Below are 25,690 nucleotides of genomic sequence, written 5' to 3' on the forward strand. Positions count from 1 at the left end.
TCGCGGGCCAACGCTCGGCATAGGAACGCCGGACCTGGTCGGCAGAAAGATTCACATGCCCGGAGGCACATAGAGGTTCAGGAAGACGAAGACGGACATGTTGCCGACGTCGACGAGTGCATGTGACCAGAGAGGAACCCGCAGGCTCCCTGTTGCCCGGCGGATAAATGCCCAGGCCAGTCCCATGATTGCAAGGGAGCCGAAAAGCGCTGCCGAGCGGTTGCCTGCCGAGAATACGCCCCACATCAGCGGGTGGCTGAGTACGAACAGTGCAGTCGAGTACAGGGCCATGAGCCAGAACGGCCATCGTCCCCGCGCGTCCAGCAGCAGGCCGCGCCAGTAGGTCTCCTCGACCACTGGGTTCACCAGCGCGAAAACCAGCCAGGGCAGAATCAGTCCCGGATGAAGGGCCAGCAGGTCTAGATTCATCAACAGGATGCCGGCCACCGGGAAAAGACCCAACAGCACCGCACCCGCGTAGACCCACCATTTGACCCGATCTCCAGGCCGGAGCCAGGTCCGGCGCTGTGCAGGAGTGCTGAAGCCGAATACTGCCGCGACCGCCAGAAGCCAGTAAGCTCCTGCTACTACCAGCCACGCGCCGTCGCCGGTTACATCGTCCGCCCATCTAGCCAGGAAATGCACGACAGCGATGACCGCCAGCGGCGAGAGCAGGATCAAGGTACGCCGCGAGGTCGCAGTTACGGGCGGAGAATTCAGCAGGGTCATGCCTTGGAGCGTAGCTCTCGAATCCGAACCCCTCGTTAACGGCTCCGGCGAGACAGCTATGGCACCCCCTCATTTGCCGGGAGGGCGTGCCATCTGCGTTATGAAATTCGGTCAGTCGCCTGTGGCGATCCCGACCGTGTGTGCCAGCTGCCGAGCGGCGGCCTGATCCAGATCGATGACGATCCGGCCGGCCTCGCCGTCCAGATAGATCTGGAGACCGTTCTCGTGCGGCCCGCCCCTCACGGTCGGAAGGGCCAAAGGCTTTGATACGCAGCTCGTATTCATCGGTGTCGAGGTCAAAGCGGCTGAGGATCATGCGGGCCATCAGAGCAGTCCTTCCAGACTGTCGGGGACGACGAATTCGCCCAAGGCCTCGGTCTGATTCCCCCGGGCCTTCTCCACCTGGGCGAGGATCTCGGGCAGTGCGGACCAGACGATCGGAGTCAGCTGGGCCAGGAGTCGTTCCTGGACCACCTTGGGCATCTCGTCGAACGGCTCGGAGTCTTCGATTCGTGCAAGGTAGGCGGTGGCGGCCTGCTTCATGATCGGGGTCATGTCGAGGTTTTCTCGGGTAATCATGGCTTTCATGTGTCGGAGGGTGACGATACATTCGACGGCCACCAAAGCTTCCGGGACACATGTGTCCGGACTAGGATGCGGACATGTCGGCAGGACCATCGCACACACGATACGAAGTTGGGGATCTCCCTGGTTGGGTCCTATATGTTTCCCACAGCCGTGCGGTTCGGCTCGTGGTATTCGTCCACGGCTTTCGCGGGAAGGCTGTCGCGACCTGGGATGAGTTCTCCTCCAGCGGCCACACAGACCTATGGTGGCGCGACACGGATATGCTCTTTGTCGGTTACGACTCCGCGCACGACAACATCACTGCGGTCGCAGACCGAGTCCGCACCAACCTCAGGAAGTTCTACCCGAAACCACATACGCCGGCGATGAATCTAGGCGGCACCACCCCAAGGGATGACACGTCCACGCCGTACGGGGAACTCGTAGCGCTTGGGCATTCACTGGGCGGGCTGGTCCTGCGTCGGGCCATGGCCGATGCCGCCCAGGACAGGCTGGACAGCGAAACGGCCGGAGAAAAGCCGCAACACCAGGAAATCCTGAACGCAAAGCTGAGGCTGTTCAGCCCGGCCAGTGCAGGGTTCCGGCCCGCCGGCATGCTTGGCCTCGTAAAAGCCTCAGGGCTCGGGACCGTCGTCGAAATGTACCTACGCCGCTCCTCCGCCTACACCGACCTACAGCCCGGATCGGAACTTCTCGTGACGACCCGTAACAGGACAGAGCAACTGGCCCCACAATTCAGTCAGCTTCGCGCCCGCATTCTTTGGGCCAACCCGGACGACGTTGTCAACACTGAGCGCTACAACACCGATTTCGTGGCTGAGACCGTAGACCAGCAAAGCCACAGCACGGTGTGCAAACCCAACCCTCAGTACGGCCTTCCACTGCACTTCGGCGCCACCGGGAGAAGGCCGTGACCGACATCCCGCTCTACCGCCTGCGCGCTTTTGAAGCGTCGTTCATTGAGCCGCACATGCTGTTTCTAGAGGAGTATCCCCAAGCACGGGATGACGCCCTGGAGCTGCTAGCCCTGCATCTGATGGCAGGGGACCAATTCGTGCGGGGTGCCTCACACGGCTTACTGCGCATGTGCCTGCTGGTTGAGTCTGAAGCCTGGCTAGAGGCAGGTCGCCGCGCGGGCTACTTCCCTTACGCGGCCGGAACGCCGGAAATCGTGATTGGCGAGGTACCCCTCGATAAACTGGCGGCGCGGCTTGGCTACTACACCGGGCCGCTGCAAGAAGCTTTTTCTTCCGCCGACCCCAATAGGCTGGCTACTCAGCTGGCGTTGGAGGCGGAGGGGCTGACGCCAAGTCGGCTAGAGTACCTGCGGCTGCTGATTTTCGCCGAGAACGACGAACAGCGAAAGCGCATCGAACAGGCAGAGCAGGTGGCTGCTCTTTTTGTACGGCGGCCCGACATAACGATGCCCACCGACGCCATGGATGAGATCTCCTGGGTGCTCCATGGTCCCGACGATGAAATCTATGAAGAAGACGATCCATCTCTGATGGAATGGCCTTCCCGATGGCGCCGTGAACAGTCATGGCATGAACGCCAATGGGCGGAGAACGCGCAAAATCTACGGGACAGGGTAAAGAGGTGCCGGCAGCAGTTTGAGGCAGCAATCGCTCAAGTTGCGTTGGATGAGAGAAGAGCTGGGGAGCTGCAGAACCGGGACGTCAATGCCGCCGCAGAGACAGTAGGTTACTCAGAGGCCGCAGCTGTCGACGCAGACATCCTCTACTGGGATCAGGAAGACGGCATCGGCAATGAGTAGTGAAGCTGTAGAAGCCGCTCAGAGCGCCTGTAAGGAGTTCAGGCCCCCGGAGGGCTTCGGAGGCTTTTAGGGCCGCAGAAGCGGCCGTAGCGGCCCGGGCAGGAGGTAAAACGATCCGGCCTGCGGGTTCAAGGAGTGTTTTCCCGGAAAAACGCCTCGATTTCGTCATCGGTGACCTCTGACGTGAGGATGGTCCAGACCATGTAGCCGGGGATCATGAAGTGCCGGCCCAGGTCTTCGAGCCGCCAGCCCTGCGACCGCATTCTGACCAGTTCATTCCGGTCGGGCAACTCCCTCGCCATGCCGTCCCCCTCCCGCCCCAACCCTGTCGGGGCGAGTCTAGCTACGGGGTAGGACAGAACGGTTAAGACAGCAAACCCTCCAATGCTGTTGGGGGGTCGGATTGGAGGGCCTGCCGGATCCTTGGGGATCTTGAAACGATGCTATCAGCGAGTTTCCTGGCTCTTTTACAGACCCCGGAAACCCGTGACAAACCTCACAAGGACAGCAGCCAGTCCCGCAGCTGGAGCGTGGATTCGCAGTCGTCGAGGTTGTAGGCCAGAATCGAGCCGAGGACCTCCTCCGCTGCAGCGGTGTCGCCTGCGGCGGCCGCGTCAGCGTAGGCCGAGTACGCGGTGATCGAGTCCACTGCGGTGGCGACGCCTTCACGCGCGGCGGGCCGGTAGAGCGGTTCGAGCTTCTTGATGCTCAGCGACTTCTCCGAGATCCGGATGGCGCGCGAGACGACCGGGCGCAGATCCACGAGCACCTCGGCGTTCAGCTCCTCCACCTCGTCGGCGAAAATCCCGTGCCGGGCCGCCAGCTGGGTCAAGGCGTTCTTCTCGTAATGGGCGTAGTGGTAGATGTGCATCTCCGGCCGGGTTTTCCGGCGGGCGGCGACCAGCTCGATGAAGTCCGTGAACGCCTTGCGCTCCTGTTCCCGGTCATGCGCGGTCAGCGGGTGGAACACCGGGGCTGCGTCCGGGTTGGCCAGCGGGCGGGCCAGCAGGCCGAAAAGGTACTCCAGTCCCCAGGTGCCGTCCGAGGGTTCGAGCCGGTTCGGGTCGCCCTCGAAGTCGAAGAAAATGTCCCCCGGGTCCGGTGCGGGCAGCTCCTCCAGGGCAGTGCGGTCGATGACCCGGTCTCGCCGTCGAAGCCGCCGGTGCCGGCCTGCAGCCGGGCCTGGTCCTGCAGGCCGGCCAGCTTCGCATCGGGTTCGTCCAGGGCGGCGGTGGCCAGCCCGGTCACGGTCGTGATGCCCTGGCTGCGCAGCAGCGTCCGGTACTTCTTCGCGCCGGGCATGCCGGCCACGAGCAGCAGGTCATCGGCGGCCGCGGCGGCCTCCTGGCATTCCGGGCAGGTGGAGAGCCGGCAGGCGCCGTCGCCTTCCGGGTCCCAGGCCGCGGGTGCGCGAGTGACCAGATGCTCGGCCAGGGCTCCTGTGATCCGGTCGCGGACCGCCCGGAACTTCGGCAGGATCTTCTCCAGCTCGGCCTTCGCCGGGGTGCCGTCGCGCAGGATGACCCGCGCGTACGGGTGCACGGGGACGCCGGCGGCCAGCAGCTGGTCGGCGTAGGCAGCCAGCTGGATCAGGTACTCGGGCTTGATCTTGGAGGCCAGCTTGGTGTCGTTGACCGACCAGGCCCCGGTGTCCTCGCGGACCAGGAAGTCCGCCTTGCCGTGGAAGGACCCGTCGAAGAAGGAGCCCTGGTAAACGACGTCGGCACCGGAGGACAGGGCGGCCAGGGTGTCGTTGTGCCCCTGCTTGAGCAGCTCCCGGGAGAAGGCGCCTTCCGTCGTGGTCACGGCGGCTACCTCGCGGTCAGCGGCGAAGGTCTCCAGCACCCGGTATTCGTGGGCGCGGCCGCGGTCGCGCAGCAGATCCAGCATCTCCTGGTCCTTGCGTTCCGGCGGCAGCGCCAGGCCGGCGCGCACGTCCAGGCGGCGTTTCAAGGCGAACAGGCAGGCGGAGCCGGCCGCCAGGTCGGAGGCGGAGACGATCAGTCCGGTCGGGTTGTCGGAGTCGGGTGGAAGGAAAAACACGGGGCAGGACCTCCTGGGCAGTGCCGGATCAGAACCATCTGCCCTGGAACATGCGCAGACCGCTGCCCGGTTCCGCACACATGGGCGCAAAGAACCTCCACGGAAAGGAACTCCTTGTCCCGCCAGACCGAATATCTGCTCGCCGACGGATCGCCCCGTTACGGCATCCGTACCGATGACGCCCCGGCACCTGCCGTCTCAAAACCGGTGACCGGAAAGTTGCCGGCCGAGGCTGCTGCGGGCCTGCACCGCCAGCAGCTGGCCATGGCCGCGGCCCTGCGCACCGTCCGGTTCCGCTCCGAGGACGCAGAGGAGCTGGTCGCCAAGCTGCGCTCCGAGCATCCCGCGGAACACGTCGAGGCCCTGAAGGCGGCCGTGGACCACCTTGGGACTCCGCGGAAGTGGGCCCGGGCCTCCCTGTACCGGTTCACGGAGCAGGTCACCGACTCCCTCATGGACTCCCCCGCAGGGGTATCGCGCTTCCTGATTCCTGCGGTGGCTGCCGTACTGTTCCTGCTCGGGATTCCGGCACTGGCGATAGGCCTGCCGCTGGCGGGCTACGAGCTTTCCCTCACACTGCCGGTCCTGGCGCTGTACTTTTTCGTCGGTGCCCGCTTCGTCGGCAGCATGATGGCGAAGGCCCGCTACCCGGAGCGGTTCAAGCTCAACCGGTATCTGGCCGAAGATCTGTACCTGGACGTCGTCGACGCGACACTGGTGCGCATCCTGCAGGACAAGGGCACAGAGATCGATCCGGTCACGGAGCGGATGGCGAACCGCGGCTGGCGCGACATCCAGGCCGTCGCCGCCAAGGTCGAGGAGATCTACTCGCTCTAGCCGCAGCATGAAGAAGCTCCCGCCTGGGTTCCCAGCGGGGGCTTCCTTTGTACTAAGGCAGGTCGGGTCCGCCGGCGTCGACAAGCTCATCGATGACGCTGATCGTCTCGTCGGCCTCGTCGTCGGGGGCCACCTCGCCGACATCCTGCAGCGGTGCCGTTGCCTCATCGTCGGCGAGGTGCGGGTACTTCTCCAAAAGGAACCGCTTCCGATACTCGATGTTGGCGACGTCAACGATCGATTCCAGCGTGGCCCAGTTGAAGGCGCTGCCCAGGACGATTCCGGCGGCGGGCACGACCTTGCCGAGCCCCTGCTTGGTGAGACGGACGGCGAATCTCTCCGCCAGCTTTGTGGAAACCTGAGCGACCACCGACGTGTCCAGGAGGAGCTCCCAGCTCTTGCGACGGACGAGCGCCTGGGTAAGCCGCGAGATGTCGGCCATCGCGGCGGTCTTTGCGCCGGCGGACACTGCCGTCCCGGCATTCACGACAGACATCACAAAGAGCTTCTCGGCAGGCTCCTCGGGATCGTACCCGTAGAGCAGCGAAATATGGCCGACGGCGCGTGATGCCAGACCGAGAACGAAGGCAGTATCACCGACAAGGGCGCCGGCGATCGCCATTCCCGACGGGGCCGCCGATGTTCCAGCCGTAATGGGGACGGCCAGCTGGCCCCCGGAGATGACCAGACCTGCAGTCGCTCCCGACAGTGCAGCGGCAGTCGGGTAGGACCAGCTCGCGCCCCACCCGCGGACAGCGTCGATCTGCTCAAGGTCAAGGCTGCGCAGGTCGAGCAGCCGGGTCACCTCGTGGCCACGCCGTTGGTGGCTGGCCACCACCTTGCTGGGCGAGAGCCCCGCCCGTGACACCCTGCCGACGCCCCGGCGCATGGACCCAAGCGCAGTGTCGCTCCAGTCAGGGAGGGCGTCGGCAGCCTTGCGGGCCCCTTTTCCGACAGCTTGTGCGCCCTTCGCCACAAAATTCTGCCCCTTGGCTACAACCGCTTGAGCTCTCGAAGTCCACGGCCACGATGATTAAACGCTCATCGGGACTGGAAGCTGCGGCCGAACAGCTAAGACACTCAAGTAGTGCCGTGACACGTGAATACTACGTCGAGGAGGAGCTGGTGATGGTGGACAACCGAGCTGTCTTCGATGACATCTTTGGGCAAGGGGGTAAGTAGCCCCACAAGAGTCCGCCGGGCTATTTACGGGCTATTTATTCTGTATCTCACTAGCGCTCACTAGCGCTCGGACCACCCATAAAGGAGTTCTGAAAGGCTATTTGCCCCAGTATCGGCGGGAAATTCCCGAAAACACGCGGAAGGCCCTGAGGGCCGACTCCAGAACAATGGGTTCCGGGTTCGAGTCCCGGGGGGTGCACAGGACAAGAAACCCCGCCTGACCAAGCAAACTACTTGGACAGGCGGGGTTTCTTATTGCCCAAAATCGGCTCAAGGGCTATGTACGGGATATTTATTCTCCGCGGGCGCTCACGACGGTATGCCCGGGCGCAGCTGGCAGCAGTCACTCCGCTCGGGCATTTTCATGCCTGTGCATAGGTTCGGACAGCCCTATCGGAGCAGGTGCCGGCTATTTTTCTGCCGCTTCCTGAACTAGACTGAGATGCAGGAAGCACAGGAAGGAGTGGCTGTGAACACGGAAATCCACCACCGGGAAGACCAGCTGCGGGCCGACTCAGCCGCGCTACGAGATGTACTGGACGGCGCGCTCGTGAACCTGCACCGCAGCATGGAAGCGATCCGCCCGGCCCTCGCCTCACTCCCACTGCCGGTTAGCCCCGAAGTTGTCGCGGGCATGCAGTCGACGGAAAACGCGTGGCGAGCCATTGAGGCCGAGTTCGGCATGCTCACCGGAAGCCAGGTCGGCGAACTGCTCGGTTCCAGGGCATCGGGCCGCAGCTCCTACGCATCAGACAAGCGGAAGGCCGGCCAGCTCATCGGCGTCCGGCGCCGCAATGCCCTGGTCTACCCGGGCTTCCAGTTCGACCAGGAGACTGGCCGGATCCGGGAAGTCGTCCCCGGGCTGATCGCGGTCATCCGGGAACACGGGCGCACCGACGAAGACCTAGCCCAGTGGCTGTGCGACCCCAGCGGCTACTTGGACGGTGACCGCCCCGTCGACCATCTGCACGAACCCGAGCGGGTGCTGGCCGCAGCCGAAGGCCACTACGGGGTTGAGTGGTGACCTCTGAGGATGCATGGAGCCGGCTCGAGGAGCAGGCAGATACGTCCTATGACCAGCTCTCGGAGCAGCAGCGCGGGGAGCGGCTTGAGAAGTTTCGGCGAGGGGAAGTAGAAGCCCAGCAGTGGATCCTGCCCCCTGGATCGCACTTGTACCGGTTGTTCGCCAACCGGCCCAAGCGTCACGCCAACACGTTCAACCCGGGAAGGGGCAGGCCCACCCGTTTTGCCTTCTTCGGGGATCCGCCCGTCCCAACGCTCTATGCCGCCCAGACAGACGAGGCTGCGGTGTGCGAAACGCTGTTGCACGACGTCCCGATTTCCGGTGGCGCGCTGCGGCCCGGCGACTACGAGGACAAAGTGATGGGCCGCCTGCTGCCGCGCCGGGAGTTACGGCTGGCTTCCTTCATGGGAACCGGGCTGCGCACCCTGGGTGTCGAGGCCAGAGACCTCACCAGGACCGAGGCCGACCGCTACCTGGAAACCGCGCTGTGGGCAGCAGCCGCCCATGCCCACCCGGAAGGATTCGACGGCTTGGTCTGGATGAGCCGGCAATGCAACACGGACAGGGCGTACATGTTCTTCGGGGACCGGGTGAGCGAAGACGATCTGGCCGTCGACACCGGGTTCGCCAGAGTGTTCGCCCTGCCGGCCGACTACGGGTGGCTGCACCGGTTCTGCGCTCCCCTGAACGTGGACGTACGACGCTAGCCGGCCCGGATCGGGCAGCAGGGGCCTTCACCTCAATCCAGCCCGTCACCAGGACCTCCGGCCCGCAGAGAGACGAAGGGGGCACAAGGTAGAACGGGTGGCACAGTATGCTCGCCATGCGAAGTGCATGAAGACTCTGAAAAACGTGACGCGCGGCGGAGGTGAGTACTGTTGAGCATCCGGATCGGCACCTCTGGTTGGAGCTATGCCCACTGGGACCATGTCCTCTATCCCGGCGGTACACCCTCCCGGGACCGTCTGGGCCATTACGTGCGCCGGTTCGACACCGTTGAGCTGAACGCCAGCTTCTACCGTTGGCCGCGCGATGGTACGTTCGCCGGTTGGCGCCGGCGGCTGCCCGACGGCTTCGCCCTCTCGGTCAAGGCACCCCGTGGACTCACCCACGCCAGGAAGCTATACGCACCGGAGCTTTGGATTGAGCGAATCACGTCTTCCTGGCACGAGCTGGCCGGCAAGCGCGCGGTCCTGCTGGTGCAGCTTCCGCCGGGCATGGAACGCGACGATGCCCGGCTCGGTTACTTTCTGGACCTGCTACCGGAATGGATCCGGGTCACCCTTGAATTCCGGCACTCCAGCTGGCACCACCCGGACGTATATGCGCTCTTGGCACACCACGGCGCCGCGTACTGCATCATGAGCGGTGCCAACCTGCCGTGCATCCTGGAAGCCACTGCACCTTTCGTCTACGTGCGCCTGCACGGTCCCGACCACAATCACCTCTATGCCGGGTCCTACTCTGATCAAGACCTTGGCTGGTGGGCGCACAGGATTCGCGAATGGGAGGCCGATGGGAAAGACGTCTTCGTGTACTTCAACAACGACGGCCACGGGCACGCCGTCCGCAACGCCGGTACGCTGCGCCACTTCCTCGGCCAAGGCTGAGACGGGCGGGCATTTCCGACAGAGCCTCACGACACGAAGGCCCGCGTCGGGTTCATTGCGACAAAGAAAACGGGAACGCGCCGCGGCCGGAAACCTGGTCCGGCTCGGTGCGTCCCCGCCTCGAAAAAACTCCACAGCTGCAACTACTGCGGCGCTTCAGCTCTGGTCGGGCAGACTCTCGTTAGCCGCCATCCGCATGGTGTCCGGCATATCCACACCCCAGCGGGTAGAACCCAGCCGTCGGATGACGGCCGCCAGCCGGTCGCGCAGTTCCTCCACCCCGACCTCACCGCCGGGAGTCAGGTTCCGTTCAAGCTCCCGAGCTTGTTCAAGCGCCGTCTGGCCCAGGTCCGAAACAGCTACCTGCTGCGAGCGCCTGTCAGCTTGGTTACGGACGCGGGTAATGTGCCCGTGCGCTTCCAGCCTGGATAGAGTCTTCCCCATTGTTTGCGCCTGAACCCGGACTTTGGCGGCTAGTTGGGCCTGCGCCATAGGGCCTTCACCGTCGAGGACTTCCAGCGCGATGACCCCCGCATGGGTCAGGCCCAGGGAGGCGAGCTTTTCATTCCAAGCGTGCTCGACCAATCGCGCGGCAGTTGACAGCAACCGTGGCGTCGGCCAGTTGTTTAAATCCGGCATTATCCGATTATAGCCAGCCTGCTTCTCTCTTGAGGGCCCATGTGCACAATTGGCTAAGCTGGGTGCGACGCACCAACCTACAAAGGAGCTGCCGGAATGGCCGAACGATTGACATCAGGCGAAGACGCCCCCGCTTTTGCACTGCAGGATTCCACCGGGAGCACTGTCTCGCTGGCTGATTTCCGCGGCCGCAACGTCGTCGTCTATTTTTACCCTGCGGCGTCCACGCCAGGCTGCACCAAGGAAGCCTGCGATTTCCGCGACAACATCGCGTCCCTGCAGGGAGCCGGCTACGACGTGGTCGGCATCTCGCCCGATCCGCTTCCGAAACTCGTGAAGTTCGCAGAAAAGGAAGAACTAAACTTCCCGCTGCTCTCCGACGAAGACCATTCGGTTGCCGAATCTTATGGCGCCTGGGGTGAAAAGAAGAACTATGGCAAGACGTATGAGGGCCTGATCCGCTCCACTATTGTGGTGGACCCCGAGGGCAAGGTCTCGTTGGCGCAGTACAACGTTCGGGCTACCGGACACGTAGCCAAACTGCGCCGGGACCTTGGGCTCGACTAACCCGGTTCATATGATCCCGGCGTCCGGCCACAGTGGTCCGGGACGAGCCTGCGCAAGCCGGAGGCCGGGAGCAGGTATAATTGATGCTGGCTTGCGGCTAGGCCGTACAGCACTGCGCGAGTGGCGAAATTGGCAGACGCGCTGGATTTAGGTTCCAGTGTCTTCGGACGTGCGGGTTCAAGTCCCGCCTTGCGCACCAGGTGAAGAAACGGTTCCCGTCCTGACGGGAACCGTTTCGTGGTTAAGCCGCCACCCGGCGTCGTCGTTTCGCCTTACCGGTACCGCTGCTTGCGGTCGGCGGTCACCCCGAGCCACGTGACCAAATTGTGATGATATTTGGACCACGCCAAAGTGTGAAAGCGATGCTTTCCTTTGAACTTGTGACTAGGCTCTCAACAAGCAGACCCGCGTACAACACGGGAGGCCCGGGCGCGCAGACATCCGCGCTGTCCAGACATCACTCGTTGACGAGGAGAAATTCATGTCGTTCAGGGGCACAACACCGGGCAGATGGCGACGCGCACGCAGGCGTACGGCCGCGATCACAGCAGGGCTTGCCGCCAGCGCCCTCATATTGACCGGCTGCGCCGAAAGCGAGCGCGGCGCTACGGGAGGAACCGGAGAGGACACGGGCGTCAATTCCACTTTCATCTTTGCTGCCTCATCCGACCCGAAGTCCCTCGACCCGGCCTTCGCCAGTGACGGCGAGTCCTTCCGCGTCAGCCGCCAAATCTTTGAAGGCCTCGTGGGAGTGGAACCAGGCACGGCAGATCCGGCTCCCTTGCTGGCCGAATCTTGGGACAGTTCCGAAGACGGCTTGTCCTACACCTTCCAACTCAAGGAAGGCGTAAAGTTCCACGACGACACCGCATTCAATGCCGAAGCTGTCTGCTTCAACTTTGACCGTTGGTACAACTTCGAGGGGCTGCAGCAGTCCGAATCGGTCAGCTACTACTACAACTCGCTGTTCCGAGGCTTTGCGGACAGCCCTGACACCGCAGTTTATGGTTCCTGTGAAGCGGTGAGCGAAACGGAAGTGACCGTCAATCTGGCACAGCCATTCGCCGGCTTCATCGCAGCCCTGTCCCTCCCGGCCTTCGCGATGCAGAGTCCGACGGCCCTCGAGGAATTCAACGCCGATGACATCGGCGGGTCAGCCGAAGCCCCGGTCCTCAGCGAGTATGCAAAGTCCCACCCCGTGGGCACAGGGCCGTTCAAGTTCGACAGCTGGGACGTCGGCCAGCAGGTCGAGGTCTCCGCGTTCGACGGCTACTGGGGAGAACAGGGCCAGGTCCAGAAGGTCATCTTCCGAGTCCTCGACGATCCGCAGGCCCGCCGCCAGTCCCTCGAAGCCGGGACCATTGACGGCTATGACCTCGTGGCTCCTGCCGACACAAAGGCGCTGGCAGATGCCGGTTTCAAGATCATCAACCGCGACCCCTTCACCATCCTCTACCTTGGCATCAATCAGGAAGTAAAGGCGCTGGCGGATCCTCTGGTCCGCCAGGCACTGTCGCACGCGATCGACAAGGAAGCCCTGGTGCGGCAGACCCTGCCCGAAGGGACCCAGGTTGCCAGCCAGTTCATCCCCCCGATCGTCAACGGTTACAACGAAGACGTGCCGACTTACGAATACGACCCGGAACGGGCCAAGGAGCTGTTGGCAGAAGCAGGTTATGCAGACGGCTTGACCTTGGAATTCAACTACCCCACGGGTGTCTCCCGGCCGTACATGCCTACTCCGGAACAGGTCTTCACCAACCTCAGTGCCCAGCTTGAAGAAGTGGGAATCACCATCGAGGCGGCTCCGGACAAGTGGTCTCCCGATTATCTCGATCGTGTCCAGGGCAGTTCCGACCATGGCATCCATCTGCTGGGCTGGACCGGGGACTACAACGACACGGACAACTTTGTGGGTGTGTTCTTCGGACGGGAGAAGCCGGAGTTCGGTTTCAACAATCCGGACCTCTTCAATGCCTTGGACGAAGCGCGTCAGGTCAGCAAGCTGGAAGAGCAGACTCCGCTGTACGAAGAAATCAATGCGGACATCGCGGAGTATGTCCCGGCGATCCCGCTGGCACACCCTGCCCCGTCCCTGGGCTTCGCTCCGCGGGTCGAGTCCTACCCGGCCAGCCCCGTCAACGACGAGGTCTTCAACATGATCACGCTCAGCGAATAGCGCCGGCGCTGCCAGCCGGAGTCGTGCTGCGCCGCATCCGTCCGGCCCGGGCCTGAATGTGCCCGGGCCGGACGAGCGGGTCTGTTCAAAATCCACACCGTAAACAGCCGGGCGAAAGGACACAGTGTTAAGAGTCATCGGCAAACGCCTGGCGTTGCTCGTACCGACCCTGCTGGGGTTATCGATCCTGTTGTTCCTCTGGGTGCGGAGCCTCCCCGGCGGACCCGCCACTGCCCTGCTCGGTGACCGGGCAACACCGGAAGCCGTCGAAAGAATCAATGAACTGTACGGCTTCAACCGCCCGCTCATCGAGCAGTACTTCATCTACATGGGCAAGCTGCTCCAGGGAGACTTCGGCACGTCGCTGCTGACCGGCCGTCCGGTGCTGGAAGAATTCGCCACGCGTTTTCCCGCGACTTTGGAACTGACGATCGTGGCGCTCATCTTCGCTATTGGAATCGGCATTCCGCTCGGCTACCTTGCCGCGAAGCATTACGGCCGCTGGCCGGACCACGGCTCCGTTGTCCTGAGCCTGATCGGCATCACGATTCCGGTGTTCTTTCTGGCCTTCATCCTGAAATGGCTCTTCGCCATCAAGATCCCCATCTTCCCCACAGATGGCCGGCAGAACGCCCGGATTAACGCCACCCATGTGACGGACTTCTATGTACTCGACGGCCTCCTGACCCGGGAATGGGATGCCTCCTGGGACGCCTTCATGCACCTGATCCTGCCCGGCATTGCCTTGGGAACCATCCCGCTGGCTATCATCGTGCGCATTACCCGCGCCTCGGTCCTGGAGGTCCAGAACGCCGACTACGTGAGGACCGCAAAGGCCAAAGGATTGCTCGAAAGAACCATCCGCAACCGATTCATCCTGCGCAACGCGATGCTGCCGGTGACCACCACCATCGGCCTGCAGTTGGGTCTGCTGATATCCGGTGCCGTTCTGACCGAAACAGTCTTTGCATTCAGTGGCATCGGCCGTTTCCTACGAGATGCCATCTTTAACCTCGATTATCCGGTTCTCCAAGGGTTCATCATCTTTATCGCCATCCTCTATTCACTCATCAACCTCATTGTCGATATTTCCTACAGCATCATTGACCCGAGGGTGCGTGTCCAATGAGCACAACTCTTCCGCCCGCTCCAGGCGGGAACGACTCCGCCAGCAAAGATCCGGCGTTACCTGACTCCGGCGGGACCAGCCTCTGGAAAGACGCGTTCTACCGGTTGCGCCGCAATCCGCAAGCCATTGCCGGAGCCATCATCGTCATGGCGTTCCTGCTCGTTGCTGCGCTGGCACCGGTGCTGGCTCCCTACGGCGGTGAGGACTTACCGGGACGTACCCACATCACACCGACCCATATCCCGGGGCCGGGGGAAGTTCCCGGCTTTGTGCTCGGGTTGGACCGCTTCGGCGGAGATCTGCTCAGCAAGCTCATCTGGGGTGCGCAGTCGTCGCTGCTGATCGGTGTCGTTTCCACGGCCCTGGGCCTAGCCGGGGGCATGCTGCTTGGAGTGCTCGCGGGCGGCTTCGGCGGCTGGGTAGACAACGTGATCATGCGGCTGGTGGATATCCTGCTTTCGGTCCCGAACCTGCTGCTGGCCGTGTCCATTGCCGCTGCCCTCGGACAGGGAGCCTATGCGATCATGATCGCCATCGGCGTGTCCCAGGTTCCGATTTTCGCCAGATTGCTGCGATCTTCCATGATTTCCCAGCGCGGCGCGGACTACATCCTGGCCGCACAGACGCTTGGCTTGAGCCGCGGCACCATCACCATGAGCCATCTGCTGCCCAACAGCGTGGGCCCTGTCATTGTCCAGGCCACCCTGACCTTGGCCACCGCTGTCATTGACGCAGCTGCGCTGTCCTTTCTCGGGTTGGGCGGCGGGCGGCCACAGACAGCCGAGTGGGGACGCATGCTGACCTATGCCCAGGACGAGCTCGGCATTGCGCCTCAGCTGGCCTTCCTGCCGGGTCTCTGCATAGCCATCACGGCCTTGGGCTTCACTCTCCTGGGCGAGTCTTTGCGGGAAGCACTGGACCCCAAGTCACGCCAGAAATAGGCGATCGATCAGTCCGGGCGCGGCCGGTGGCGCTGCCTGGCCATGTGCAGCATCGCAACGAATCCGGCAATGAACAACAGCTCCAGGATCGCTAGTCCGAGCACAAAGCCCCACTGCCCCTCCCCGGCGAAAATCACGGCGCCGATGATCAGCAGGATCGTGCCGAGGACGAGGACAAACACAGCACACCCGACAGCAACGGCCTCGCTGCGGACTCCTGTCCTGAAACCAAAACCCTCCGGACGGTGTTCGTCGTCAGGAGGCGATGCCGGCGTCGTCACCGTAGATCTCCAACTCATTGCCCGGGATGGAGGCAAGCAGCTGCCGGGTGTAAGGGTGGCGGGGATTCGTAAAGACCTCCTCCGAGGTGTCGGACTCGACGATTTCGCCGTCCTTCATCACGCAGACGTAGTCCGAAATCAGCCGGACCACGGCCAGATCGTGTGAAATGAAGAGGTAGCTCAGACCCATTTCGGCTTGCAGGTCGCCCAGCAGCTTCAGGATCTGGGCCTGGACCAAGACGTCCAGGGCCGAGACGGGTTCATCGCAAATCAACAGTTCCGGCTTCAACGCCAAGGCACGTGCGATGGCCACGCGCTGGCGTTGGCCGCCGGAGAGTTCGGAAGGGTAGCGGCGAAGCATGCTGTGCGGCAGGGCCACCTGGTCCATCAGCTCACGCACACGCGCCGCACGCTGTTGGGCGTTGCCTCTTTTATAGGTACTCAACGGTTCCTCGACGATGCGCCCGACGGTGAACATCGGATTCAGCGAAGAATACGGATCCTGGAACACCGGTTGGACGCGCTGCCGGAAATCACGCAGCTGAACCTTGGTCAGCCTGGCCACGTCCATCCCGTCAAATGTCATGGTCCCGCTGGAGGGCTCGATCAGCTTCAGCAGCATCCGAGCCGTGGTCGTCTTACCGGACCCCGACTCCCCCACGATCGCCACAGTCCGTCCCCGCGGCACATCCAGCGTGACGTTTCTGGCCGCGTAGAAGTCCTCCGACTTGCCGCGGATCTTGTAGATCTTGGTCAAGTCGCGCAGCTGCACGATGTTGTCGGTCCGCTGCGGCTCGGCGGCGGTTGCCGCGTGCTCGGAGAACGTTTCTTCCGCGTGCCGGATCCGTTCGTCGGTACTTGCCGTGTAGGCGCCAGGCTGCAGCCGCACGGCGGCCACACTCGGTGCGGCCTTCACCAGGGACTGGGTGTACGGGTGCTGCGGGTCGTTGAGCAGTTGTTCGGCCGGCCCGGTCTCCACAACCTTGCCGCGGTGCATCACCACCAGATCTGAGGCGCGTTCCGCAGCCAGGCCCAAGTCATGGGTGATCAGCAGGACGGAGGTACCTAGTTCCTCGGTCATCCGGTCGATCTGGTCCAGGATGGTCCGCTGCACGGTCACGTCCAGTGCCGAGGTCGGCTCGTCGGCAATCAGCAGCCGCGGCCGGCAGGCCATGCCGATGGCGATCAAGGCCCGCTGCCGCATTCCGCCGGAGAATTCGTGCGGGTACTGTTTGGCCCGTTCGGCCGCGTCCGGCAATCCGGCGGCCTGCAGTACTTCCACCACCCGCGCGTTGACATTCCTGCCCGTTGCCATTCCGTGAACCAGCAAAGTTTCGGCCACCTGGGTGCCGATTTTCGTGACCGGGTTAAGGTTGGACATCGGATCCTGCGGCACCAATCCAATTTGGCGGCCCCGGATCCTGCGCATTTTATCCTCGGGCAGGCCCACAAGTTCCCGGCCGTCGAAGACGATGCTGCCCGCCGTAATGCGTCCGTTTTTCGGCAACAGCCCGATGATCGCCATGGCCGTGGTCGATTTGCCGGAACCGGACTCGCCGACGATAGCCAACGTCCTGCCCGCGTGCAGGCGAAGACTCGCATCCTGGACGGCGGAGACGTCACCGTAGGTGGTCCGGAAATTGACGGCCAGATTGCTGACCTCAAGCAGCGGCGGGGCCTCGGCAGATTCGCTCATTGCTCTATCGTGCCCCATCTACACTGGATGTGGCCTGCATCTCGCTAAGGTTTTCCGGCTTCTTTATCTCACCGCATATCAATTAGACTGAGAATTCCGCAAATTCGGCCACGAGGAGCTCACGAGTGTCATACCTGCCCGCGCGCCGCAGCTTTCTGAAGGCTGGCGCGGCGGCAGCTGTGGTCCTGCTCACCGGCTGTACGGGCGAGCCTGGTTCGCCATCGACGGGCACGGCCACGCCCTCGGGGACATCCGTACCGGCCACGGACCTGACCTTCACCATGGGCACGGCTGCCAATCCCGCCGGCCTCGATCCCGCGCTGCTGATGGACTCGGAGTCGTTCCGGGTCACCCGGCAGATCATGGAGACGCTGATCGGCGTCGATCCCGACACGGGAGTCCCCAAGCCACTGCTCGCTACCGAGTGGGAAGAGCTCGACGACGGCCGGGCCTACCGCTTCACACTGCGTGAAGGCGTCGAGTTCCACGACGGCACGCCGTTCGACGCCGAAGCTGTGAAGGCGAATTTTGAACGCTGGTACAGGCTGCCTAGGACTGCCCGTCCGGCGGAAGGTGTCTTGTCCTTCGCTTCGGTGTTCGAGGCCTTCGCCGATGAAGATGAGACCTCTCTGTACAAGGACTGCGAGGTCCTGGCACCGAACGAACTGCGGCTGAACCTCAACCGCAGGTTCTCCGGGCTGATTGCAGCCTTGTCCGCGCCGGCCTTCGCCATCGCGTCACCGGCTGCTCTCGCAGAGGGAACTGCCGATGAGCTGAACCAGGAGCGTGGAGGGACCAAGCTCTCCGCGTTTGCGCAGCACCCCGTTGGGACCGGTCCGTTCCGCTTCAAGGCCTGGTCCGACGAGCAGGTCAACCTCACCACCTTCGAAAACTACTGGGGCCCGGCGGCGCAGGTAAGCACGGTTGTCTTCCAGACATTGCCCCATCCGGCTGCGCGGTTGCGGGCGCTGCAGTCCGGCAGGATTGACGGCTATGACCTTGTCACCCCGGAAACATATGCGGGGCTGGCCCGCAGTGGGATGCAGATTCTGCAGCGGGATCCCTTCTCCGTCTCCTATCTGGGCATGAACCAGGAATTCGGCCTGCTGGCGGATCTGCGGATGCGCCAGGCGATCGCCCATGCCATCGACCGCTCCGTGCTGATCGAGGACTTCTTCCTGCAGGGGACCACCGAGGCAAAGCAGTTTGTGCCTCGCAGCCTGGGTGTGACCAGCGAAGACATCCCTTACTTCGAGTACAACCCGGAGCGCGCCCGTGAACTGTTGGAAGAAACAGGTTACGACGGCGAAGAGATTCCTTTCTACTACCCGCTGAACGTCACGCGGGCCTATCTGCCGACGCCGGAGAAAATCTATGCCGAGCTCAGCCGCCAGCTGACAGCCGTCGGCATGAATATCCAGCCCCAGCCCCTGGCCTGGGAGGACGGCTATCTGGACCGGGTGCAGACGTCCTCGGACCACGCCCTCCATCTCGGTGGGTGGAGCGGCAGTTACCGGGATCCGGACAACTTCCTGGGCCCGCTCTTCGGCGCACCCAGCCCCGAATTCGGTTTCAAGAATGTGCAGCTGTTCAACCGGATTGCCCGTGCCCGGACCCTGCCCGCCGGTGAGGAACGCAACCAGGCGTACCTGACGATCAATAACCAGGTGGCCCGGCTGGTACCGGCCGTACCGCTGGCGTTCCCTGTTTCCGCCCTTGCCATGGGGCCCAGGGTGGTCAGCTATCCGGCCAGTCCGATGCTGGACGAGGTCTACAATCTGGTCAGGCTGCGGCCGGACGCCTAAGACCGGTGCGGCGTGTATCAGGCACATATTAACGCCACAGCGCCGAAACGTCTGTCTATTGGGTCACAATGCGCTCGGGCAATTTTAGTCTCACGACAGGGGCGCGGTAGTCTTCTAAGCGCTGGCAAAGCTGCTATGGGAGATGGAAGTTGACTGCTAATACCCCTTCGGGATCATCCAAGAACATCGACGTTGCCCTGATCGGCGGCGGCATTATGAGCACGACGCTCGGCTCCTTTATCAAGCAGCTGCAGCCCGAGTGGAGCATCAATCTCTACGAGAACCTGGCGCAGGCCGGACTGGAGAGCTCCGACCCGTGGAACAACGCGGGAACAGGACACGCCGCGCTCTGCGAGCTGAACTACACCCCGGCTGCTGCGGACGGCTCCGTGGCTACGGCCAAAGCGGTGGGCATCAACGAGCAGTTCCACGTTTCGCGCCAGTTCTGGTCGCATATGGTTTCCCAGGGACACATCGGGTCCCCGAAGGGATTCATCAACCCCCTGCCGCACATGAGCTTTGTTTGGGGTAACGACCACGCGGACTACCTCAAGCGCCGCTACGAAGCGCTCCGCGCCGAGCCGTTGTTCCAGGAGATTGAGTTCTCCGAAGACCATGCCGAGCTGGAAAAGTGGGTGCCGCTGGTCATGCAGGGCCGCGACCCGCAGCAGCGTGTGGCCGGCTCCCGCGTAGCCGGCGGCACCGACGTCGACTTCGGCGCGCTGACCCGCGAACTGGCCGGCTACATGGGTGCCCAGGGCGTTGAAATGCACTACGGACACAAGGTACTCGACGTCTCCCGCGCCAGCGACGGCCGCTGGGATGTGAAGGTCAAGAACAACTCCACCGGCGAGGTCTCCAAGGTCTCCGCCCGTTTCGTGTTCGTCGGCGCCGGCGGCGGCGCGCTGCACCTGCTGCAGCGCTCGGGCATTCCGGAGTCCAAGGGCTTCGGCGGCTTCCCGGTTTCCGGGCAGTTCCTGCGCTCCACCGATGACGCGGTCATCGCCCAGCACAACGCCAAGGTCTACGGCCAGGCGTCCGTGGGTGCCCCACCCATGTCCGTGCCGCACCTGGACACCCGTTTCGTCAATGGCAAGCGCTCCCTGTTGTTCGGCCCGTACGGCGGCTTCTCCCCGAACTTCCTGAAGTCCGGCTCGTTCCTGGACCTGCCGCTGTCCGTGCGGACCCACAACCTGATCCCCATGCTGGCCGTCGGCAAGGACAACCTGGGCTTGGTCAAGTACCTGATCACCGAGGTCCTCAAAAGCCGGCCGAAGAAGGTCGCCGCACTGCGCGATTTCTACCCGGAAGCCAACGGGGATTCGTGGGAGCTCATCACGGCCGGCCAGCGCGTCCAGGTCATCAAGAAGGATCCCAAGAAGGGCGGTGTCCTGCAGTTCGGCACGGAGGTTATTACCTCCGCCGACGGCAGCATCAGCGGCCTGCTCGGCGCTTCGCCGGGTGCCTCCACGGCAGCGCCCATCATGATCCAGGTCCTCCAGCGCTGCTTCCCCAGCGAGTTCAAGGGCTGGGAGCCGAAGCTCAAGGAAATGATTCCGGGCTACGGCGCCAAGCTGAACGAGAACCCGTCCCTGCTGGCGGACATCACCGCGGATACCAACCGGGTCCTCGAACTCGGTTAAGCTTCAGCCATGCATAAGCTGGCCACACTATCCTTGGCCAACAGGGCCCTGATCGCTCTGATCACGGTATTTGTGGCCGTCTTCGGTGTCATCACCATGGGTTCGCTCAAACAGGAGCTGATCCCGTCGCTGGAGTTCCCCCGGGTCACGGTAGTCACCGCCATGCCCGGGGCGTCTCCGGAGGTAGTGGACAAGCAGGTCAGCGAACCGCTGGAAAACGCGCTGAACGCGGTCGAGGGGCTTGAATCCTCGACCGCAACGTCGCGGACCGGACTCTCCACCGTCAACCTGACGTTCGTCTACGGCACCAACCTGGACCGGGCGCGCAGCCAGGTGGACCGCGCCATCTCCAACGCGCAGCAGCTGCTGCCCGAGGACGTCTCCCCGCAGTCGGTGGCAGGCAGCATCAATGACTTCCCGATCGTCTTCATGGCGGTCTCCTCCGACCTGCCGTTGAGCGAACTCAATACGGAACTGCAGCGGCTCACGGTCCCCAGACTGCAGAAGCTGGAGGGTGTCCGCAGCGCCGAAGTCACCGGCGGTTCCGGCCAGCACATCGCCATCCTTCCCGATGATGACGCCTTGGCCGCCCGCAACGTCAGCGTGTCATCCATTGTCGATAGCCTGCAGAACAGCGGCGGCCTCGTGCCCGCCGGCACGGTCGAACAGGAGGAGAAGACCCTTTCCGTCCAGATCGGCAGCCCGCTGGACAGCCTGGAGACCATCGAGAACCTGCCGCTGGCGCCCAATCAAACAACGACGACGGAGCCCGCGCCGCCGTCGTCGGCTTCCGAAATACCAGGACGGGTTCCCGGCCAGTTCCCCGGCGAATCCCAGCCCGCACCGCCATCGCCGGTGAATCCCGCTCCGGTGGATACCGGCGCTGAAGGTTCCGGCGCTGAAGGTTCCGGCGTCCGGGGGCCTGTACGCGCGGCTGCAACCGGAGATCCGGTGACCATTGGCGAGGTCGCCACGGTCCGGATTGTCGACGACGAGCGGACGTCGATAACGCGCACGAACGGCGAAGAGACCCTCGCCCTGGCCGTGACGAAGACGCCGGACGGGGATACGGTGGCCATTTCCAATGCCATCAACGACCTGCTCCCCGAGCTCGAAGCACAACTGGGCAACGGAGCCGCTTTCACCACCATTTTCGACCAGGCGCCCTTCATCGAGGAATCCATCAAGGACCTGACAACCGAGGGTCTGCTCGGACTCGGCTTCGCAGTGCTGGTCATCCTGGTCTTCCTGCTCTCGGCCCGGTCCACGCTGATCACGGCCATCTCCATCCCGCTGTCGCTGCTGGTCACGTTCATCGGCCTCAGCGCCCTCGGCTATTCGCTGAACATCCTGACGCTGGGCGCACTGACCATCGCCATTGGCCGGGTCGTCGACGACTCGATCGTCGTCGTCGAAAACATCAAGCGGCATCTGGGCTACGGCGAGGACAAGCGCACCGCCATCGTGACGGCCGTGCGTGAAGTGGCCGGCGCCGTGACCGCCTCGACCTTGACTACCGTGGCCGTATTCCTGCCGATCGCGTTTGTCGCGGACCTGGCCGGCGAGCTGTTCCGCCCCTTTGCCATCACCACCGCCCTGGCCCTGCTGGCGTCCCTTGCGGTGTCCCTGACCATTGTCCCGGTGCTCGCCTACTGGTTCGTCAAGTCCGCGTCCCAACGGCAGGATCCGGCCGAGGTGCGGTCCGCGGCGGATGCCAAGGAACGCGCCTCGCGGCTCCAACGCGGGTACCTGCCGGTGCTCTCCTCCACACAGCGGCACCCTGTCATCACGCTGGGTGCGGCGGCCCTGGTCTTGCTGGGCACGGTGGCCATGGTGCCGCTGATGCAGACCAACCTGCTCGGTGATACCGGGCAGAACAGCTTCAGCCTGCGGCAGGAACTGCCCGCGGGCACCAGCCTGGAAGTCACCGACGAGGCAGCGTCTCAGGTCGAGGAGCTGCTGGCCGGCACCGAAGGCATCGACGACGTCCAGGTCACCATGGGCAATTCCACATCGGGACTGGGTACATTCCTTTCCGCCGGTGCGTCCGTCGCCCAGTTCACGGTCATCACCGAAGAGGGCGCCGACCAGGTTGCCTTGCGCGAACGGGTACGCAACGACGTCGAGAAGCTGCCGGATGCCGGCACTATCACCCTCAGCACCCAGGGCGGCGGATTCGGCACCTCCAGTTCGGTGGACATCGACATCTCCGCCAGCAACGCCGGAGAACTGCGATCGGCCTCCGACACGCTGGTGGAGGAGTTGCAGGATCTGCCGGGGGCCGCCGAGGTGTCCAGCAATCTTGCTGCCGCCGAACCGGTGGTCCAGGTTTCCATCGACCGGGCCAAGGCTGTGGCGGCCGGGCTGAACGAAGAAGAAATTGCCGGCCTGCTGGCCTCCACCATCAGTCCGCTCCCCGGCGGCACGGTCCGGATTGACACCACGGACTATCCGGTGTTGATCGGCGAAGGAACGGACTTCGCCAGCGTCGATGAACTGCGCGACGTCGAAGTGCCCACGCCTTCCGGCCCGGTGCCGCTGACCGAGGTGGCCACGGTGGAGGAAACCGAGATCCCGACGTCGATCACCAGTTCCGGCGGCGAGCGGACCGCCGTCGTCTCCATCACTCCTGCCGGCGAGAACCTCGGCGCGCTGAGCAGCGAGGTCCAGACGGTGGTGGACTCCGTCCAGCTGCCGGCCGGCGTCACGGCATCCCTGGGCGGGGCAGCGACCCAGCAGGCCGAGTCCTTCGAGCAGCTCGGTCTGGCGCTGCTCGCCGCGGTGGCGATCGTGTACGTCATCATGGTGGCGACCTTCAAGAGCCTCGTCCAGCCGCTGATTCTGCTGGTGTCCATCCCCTTCGCCGCCACCGGTGCCATCGCGTTGCTGGTCATCACCGGGATTCCGCTGGGGTTGCCTTCCCTGATCGGCATGCTGATGCTGGTGGGGATAGTTGTCACCAATGCGATTGTCCTGATCGACCTGATCAACCAGTACCGGCGGCCCCTCGGCGACCGCCCCGGCATGAATGTTGCGGACGCCATCCGGCACGGCGCCCGCCAGCGGCTCCGGCCCATCCTCATGACAGCCCTGGCGACTGTCTTCGCGCTGACGCCGATGGCCCTCGGGCTCACCGGTGAAGGCGGCTTCATCTCGCAGCCGCTCGCCGTCGTCGTTGTTGGGGGTTTGATTTCTTCAACTGCGCTGACGCTGGTCCTGGTACCTGTGCTGTACCGGCTGGTCGAGGGCCGCCGTGAACGCCGCGCCCTGGCCAGAGCCGAGCAGCTGCAGGTCCGCGAGCCGGCCGCCGTGGGGAGCTGACGTCCCGGTCCCGCCTTGATGTGTTGAGCCCCACGACGCTGCCGCGGAATGATTTCCGCACACCGCCAGTTGTGTCAGTAGATGCAAAAGCATGTAAACTGATGTAAGACTTTGCGGTAGAGAAAGAGGCACAGCATGGAAATCGGCGTATTCAGCGTTTCCGATATCACCCAGGATCCGACCACCGGCCGGACCCCGACCGAACGCGAACGCATCAAGGCAGCGGTCAGCATTGCCAAGAAGGTCGAAGAGATCGGCATGGATGTCTACGCCACCGGCGAGCACCACAACCCGCCGTTCTACGCCAGTTCGCCGACCACCCTGCTCGGCTACATCGCAGCCCAGACGGAGCGGATCACCCTTTCCACGACGACCACGCTGATCACCACGAACGATCCGGTCAAGATCGCCGAAGACTTTGCGATGCTCCAGCAACTGTCGGACGGACGCGTGGACCTGGTACTGGGCCGCGGCAACACCGCTCCGGTCTACCCGTGGTTCGGACGCAACATCCAGGATTCGCTGGAGCTGACGGTCGAGAACTATGCGCTGCTGCGCAAGCTCTGGGACGAAGACGTGGTGAACTGGCAGGGCAAGCACCGCACCCCGTTGCAGAACTTTACCGCCACGCCCCGCCCGCTGGACGGCGTCGCTCCCTTCGTCTGGCACGGCTCGATCCGCACCCCGCAGATTGCCGAACTGGCCGCTTACTACGGTGACGGTTTCTTCGCCAACAACATTTTCTGGCCCAAGGAACACTACATGCAGCTCATCGGCCTTTACCGTGAGCGCTATGCGCACTACGGCCACGGCACGGCAGACCAGGCGATCGTGGGCCTCGGCGGACAGTTCTTCATGCGCAAGAACTCGCAGGACGCCGTGAACGAGTTCCGCCCGTACTTCGACAACGCCCCGGTCTACGGCCACGGCCCGTCGATGGAGGACTTCACCGCCCAGACCCCGCTGACCGTGGGCAGCCCGCAGGAGGTCATCGAGAAAACCCTCAGCTTCGCCGACGCCTTCGGCGACTACCAGCGCCAGCTGTTCCTGATCGACCACGCCGGCCTGCCGCTGAAGACCGTGCTCGAGCAGCTGGACCTCTTCGGCGAGGAGGTGCTGCCGGTGCTCAAGCGGGAATTCGCCGCCCGCAGGCCCGCCCATGTACCCGACGCACCGACGCACGCCAGCCGCAAGGCAGCACGGGATGCAGCCCTGGCCGGGGAGACGGTATCCAATGGCTGACGAGGAATCCCAGCCGCAGATCAGGACGACGTCGGAAGCCTGGGAGTCGCTCTTTCGCACCCAGGTGGCGGTGATGCGCCGGATGCAGCAGCTGCCGGAGTTCAAGAAGCTGGCCATGCGTGAATACGACGTGCTGTTCAACCTCAGCCACTGCCCCACCGGGTGGACCAGGCTCAATGAGCTCAACGAGGCCTTGCTGATCAGCCAGCCGAGCCTGAGCCGGATGGTCGAGCGGCTGGAAGCCAAAGGCTTGGTGCAGCGCCGAACAGCCGAGCGGGACCAGCGTGGCATCGAGATCGCCCTGACCGAGGAAGGCCGCGCCCTGCAGCAGGAGATCGGCCGCGTGCACGTGCGCCATCTGCACGAGATGCTGGCGCCGGCGCTCAGCGAGGAGGAGTTCAGGCAGCTCCAGTTCCTCACGGACAAGCTCCGCACGGGGATCAAAGACCGCTGACCC

24 protein-coding genes and 1 tRNA gene are annotated in these 25,690 nt (G+C 63.7%); 16 read left to right on the top strand and 9 right to left on the bottom strand.

Going from position 1 to position 25,690, the window contains the following annotated elements; all coding sequences use genetic code 11:
• Window positions 1–51 precede the first annotated feature (51 nt).
• The 3 genes from HGO92_RS20095 to HGO92_RS20100 all read right to left on the bottom strand — a co-directional run bounded on the left by HGO92_RS20095 (window position 52) and on the right by HGO92_RS20100 (window position 1,317).
• A complete protein-coding gene (locus tag HGO92_RS20095) occupies window positions 52–729 on the bottom strand; it encodes a CPBP family intramembrane glutamic endopeptidase (protein ID WP_169998015.1) in 678 nt (225 codons plus the stop codon).
• Between the two features lie 111 nt (window positions 730–840).
• On the bottom strand, window positions 841–972 hold the full coding sequence (locus tag HGO92_RS24355) for a hypothetical protein (RefSeq protein WP_277351933.1): 132 nt from the start codon (window positions 970–972) through the stop codon (window positions 841–843).
• Between the two features lie 81 nt (window positions 973–1,053).
• Window positions 1,054–1,317 carry a hypothetical protein gene (locus tag HGO92_RS20100; RefSeq protein ID WP_169998017.1) on the bottom strand — a complete coding sequence of 88 codons (264 nt, stop codon included), beginning with the start codon at window positions 1,315–1,317 and terminating at the stop codon, window positions 1,054–1,056.
• A gap of 164 nt (window positions 1,318–1,481) precedes the next feature.
• Between HGO92_RS20100 and HGO92_RS20105 the strand changes: the two genes are divergently transcribed.
• The gene (locus HGO92_RS20105; protein ID WP_169998019.1) at window positions 1,482–2,231 is read left to right on the top strand and encodes a lipase family protein; all 750 of its coding nucleotides are present in this window, start codon (window positions 1,482–1,484) and stop codon (window positions 2,229–2,231) included.
• Entirely contained in the window at window positions 2,228–3,094 is an 867-nt protein-coding gene (locus HGO92_RS20110) for a hypothetical protein (protein WP_169998021.1), read from the top strand. Before HGO92_RS20105 ends, HGO92_RS20110 begins: the two co-directional genes overlap by 4 nt.
• Before the next feature lie 128 nt (window positions 3,095–3,222).
• On the opposite strand, the gene HGO92_RS20115 is transcribed toward HGO92_RS20110, so the two are convergent.
• Complete coding sequence (locus HGO92_RS20115; protein WP_169998023.1) at window positions 3,223–3,396, bottom strand: hypothetical protein; 174 nt, start codon at window positions 3,394–3,396, stop codon at window positions 3,223–3,225.
• A 194-nt stretch (window positions 3,397–3,590) separates the two neighbouring features.
• The gene (locus HGO92_RS20120; RefSeq protein WP_169998086.1) at window positions 3,591–4,229 is read right to left on the bottom strand and encodes a TM0106 family RecB-like putative nuclease; all 639 of its coding nucleotides are present in this window, start codon (window positions 4,227–4,229) and stop codon (window positions 3,591–3,593) included.
• Between the two features lie 1,022 nt (window positions 4,230–5,251).
• On the opposite strand from HGO92_RS20120, the gene HGO92_RS20125 reads away from it, so the two are divergent.
• Window positions 5,252–5,974, top strand: coding sequence for a hypothetical protein (locus tag HGO92_RS20125; protein WP_169998025.1), 723 nt, complete (start codon window positions 5,252–5,254; stop codon window positions 5,972–5,974).
• 52 nt (window positions 5,975–6,026) lie between these two features.
• Here HGO92_RS20125 and HGO92_RS20130 read toward each other — a convergent pair whose 3' ends face one another.
• Window positions 6,027–6,950, bottom strand: coding sequence for an EcsC family protein (locus HGO92_RS20130; RefSeq protein WP_346769036.1), 924 nt, complete (start codon window positions 6,948–6,950; stop codon window positions 6,027–6,029).
• A 675-nt stretch (window positions 6,951–7,625) separates the two neighbouring features.
• Between HGO92_RS20130 and HGO92_RS20135 the strand changes: the two genes are divergently transcribed.
• The 3 genes from HGO92_RS20135 (at window position 7,626) to HGO92_RS20145 (ending at window position 9,790) form a co-directional block, all read left to right on the top strand.
• The gene (locus HGO92_RS20135; RefSeq protein ID WP_169998027.1) at window positions 7,626–8,180 is read left to right on the top strand and encodes a hypothetical protein; all 555 of its coding nucleotides are present in this window, start codon (window positions 7,626–7,628) and stop codon (window positions 8,178–8,180) included.
• Window positions 8,177–8,887, top strand: a complete 711-nt coding sequence (locus HGO92_RS20140; RefSeq protein WP_169998029.1) for an RES domain-containing protein — start codon at window positions 8,177–8,179, stop codon at window positions 8,885–8,887. Before HGO92_RS20135 ends, HGO92_RS20140 begins: the two co-directional genes overlap by 4 nt.
• Before the next feature lie 171 nt (window positions 8,888–9,058).
• Window positions 9,059–9,790, top strand: a complete 732-nt coding sequence (locus tag HGO92_RS20145) for a DUF72 domain-containing protein (RefSeq protein ID WP_169998031.1) — start codon at window positions 9,059–9,061, stop codon at window positions 9,788–9,790.
• Window positions 9,791–9,946: 156 nt separating this feature from the next.
• Here the strand turns inward: HGO92_RS20145 and HGO92_RS20150 are convergent, their stop codons facing one another.
• Entirely contained in the window at window positions 9,947–10,429 is a 483-nt protein-coding gene (locus tag HGO92_RS20150) for a MarR family winged helix-turn-helix transcriptional regulator (protein WP_169998033.1), read from the bottom strand.
• Between the two features lie 96 nt (window positions 10,430–10,525).
• Here HGO92_RS20150 and bcp point away from each other — a divergent pair, with 96 nt between their 5' ends.
• From bcp to HGO92_RS20175, 5 genes are all read left to right on the top strand, one after another.
• Window positions 10,526–10,996, top strand: coding sequence for a thioredoxin-dependent thiol peroxidase (gene bcp / locus HGO92_RS20155; protein ID WP_169998035.1), 471 nt, complete (start codon window positions 10,526–10,528; stop codon window positions 10,994–10,996).
• A 114-nt stretch (window positions 10,997–11,110) separates the two neighbouring features.
• Window positions 11,111–11,195, top strand: a tRNA-Leu gene (locus HGO92_RS20160).
• Between the two features lie 282 nt (window positions 11,196–11,477).
• The gene (locus HGO92_RS20165) at window positions 11,478–13,175 is read left to right on the top strand and encodes an ABC transporter substrate-binding protein (RefSeq protein WP_169998037.1); all 1,698 of its coding nucleotides are present in this window, start codon (window positions 11,478–11,480) and stop codon (window positions 13,173–13,175) included.
• A gap of 124 nt (window positions 13,176–13,299) precedes the next feature.
• Entirely contained in the window at window positions 13,300–14,304 is a 1,005-nt protein-coding gene (locus HGO92_RS20170; protein WP_169998039.1) for an ABC transporter permease, read from the top strand.
• Entirely contained in the window at window positions 14,301–15,245 is a 945-nt protein-coding gene (locus HGO92_RS20175) for an ABC transporter permease (protein WP_169998041.1), read from the top strand. Before HGO92_RS20170 ends, HGO92_RS20175 begins: the two co-directional genes overlap by 4 nt.
• Window positions 15,246–15,253: 8 nt before the next feature.
• On the opposite strand, the gene HGO92_RS20180 is transcribed toward HGO92_RS20175, so the two are convergent.
• Together HGO92_RS20180 and HGO92_RS20185 are read right to left on the bottom strand one after the other, a co-directional pair.
• A complete protein-coding gene (locus HGO92_RS20180; protein WP_169998043.1) occupies window positions 15,254–15,526 on the bottom strand; it encodes a hypothetical protein in 273 nt (90 codons plus the stop codon).
• Window positions 15,501–17,222: an ABC transporter ATP-binding protein gene (locus HGO92_RS20185; RefSeq protein WP_169998044.1), complete on the bottom strand. Its 1,722-nt coding sequence runs from the start codon at window positions 17,220–17,222 to the stop codon at window positions 15,501–15,503. The genes HGO92_RS20180 and HGO92_RS20185 overlap by 26 nt, the downstream gene beginning before the upstream one ends.
• 125 nt (window positions 17,223–17,347) lie before the next feature.
• Here HGO92_RS20185 and HGO92_RS20190 point away from each other — a divergent pair, with 125 nt between their 5' ends.
• The 5 genes from HGO92_RS20190 to HGO92_RS20210 all read left to right on the top strand — a co-directional run bounded on the left by HGO92_RS20190 (window position 17,348) and on the right by HGO92_RS20210 (window position 25,687).
• Window positions 17,348–19,027: an ABC transporter substrate-binding protein gene (locus HGO92_RS20190; RefSeq protein WP_169998046.1), complete on the top strand. Its 1,680-nt coding sequence runs from the start codon at window positions 17,348–17,350 to the stop codon at window positions 19,025–19,027.
• A 149-nt stretch (window positions 19,028–19,176) separates the two neighbouring features.
• A complete protein-coding gene (locus HGO92_RS20195) occupies window positions 19,177–20,670 on the top strand; it encodes a malate:quinone oxidoreductase (RefSeq protein WP_169998048.1) in 1,494 nt (497 codons plus the stop codon).
• Window positions 20,671–20,679: 9 nt separating this feature from the next.
• Window positions 20,680–23,991 (top strand): efflux RND transporter permease subunit, encoded by a 3,312-nt coding sequence (locus HGO92_RS20200; protein ID WP_240974807.1) that lies wholly within the window; start codon window positions 20,680–20,682, stop codon window positions 23,989–23,991.
• Between the two features lie 135 nt (window positions 23,992–24,126).
• Window positions 24,127–25,233 (top strand): LLM class flavin-dependent oxidoreductase, encoded by a 1,107-nt coding sequence (locus tag HGO92_RS20205; RefSeq protein WP_169998050.1) that lies wholly within the window; start codon window positions 24,127–24,129, stop codon window positions 25,231–25,233.
• The gene (locus HGO92_RS20210; RefSeq protein WP_169998052.1) at window positions 25,226–25,687 is read left to right on the top strand and encodes a MarR family winged helix-turn-helix transcriptional regulator; all 462 of its coding nucleotides are present in this window, start codon (window positions 25,226–25,228) and stop codon (window positions 25,685–25,687) included. The genes HGO92_RS20205 and HGO92_RS20210 overlap by 8 nt, the downstream gene beginning before the upstream one ends.
• Window positions 25,688–25,690 lie beyond the last annotated feature (3 nt).

The sequence above is a fragment of the Crystallibacter degradans genome (genome assembly GCF_012952295.1).
Taxonomy (GTDB): domain Bacteria; phylum Actinomycetota; class Actinomycetes; order Actinomycetales; family Micrococcaceae; genus Crystallibacter; species Crystallibacter degradans.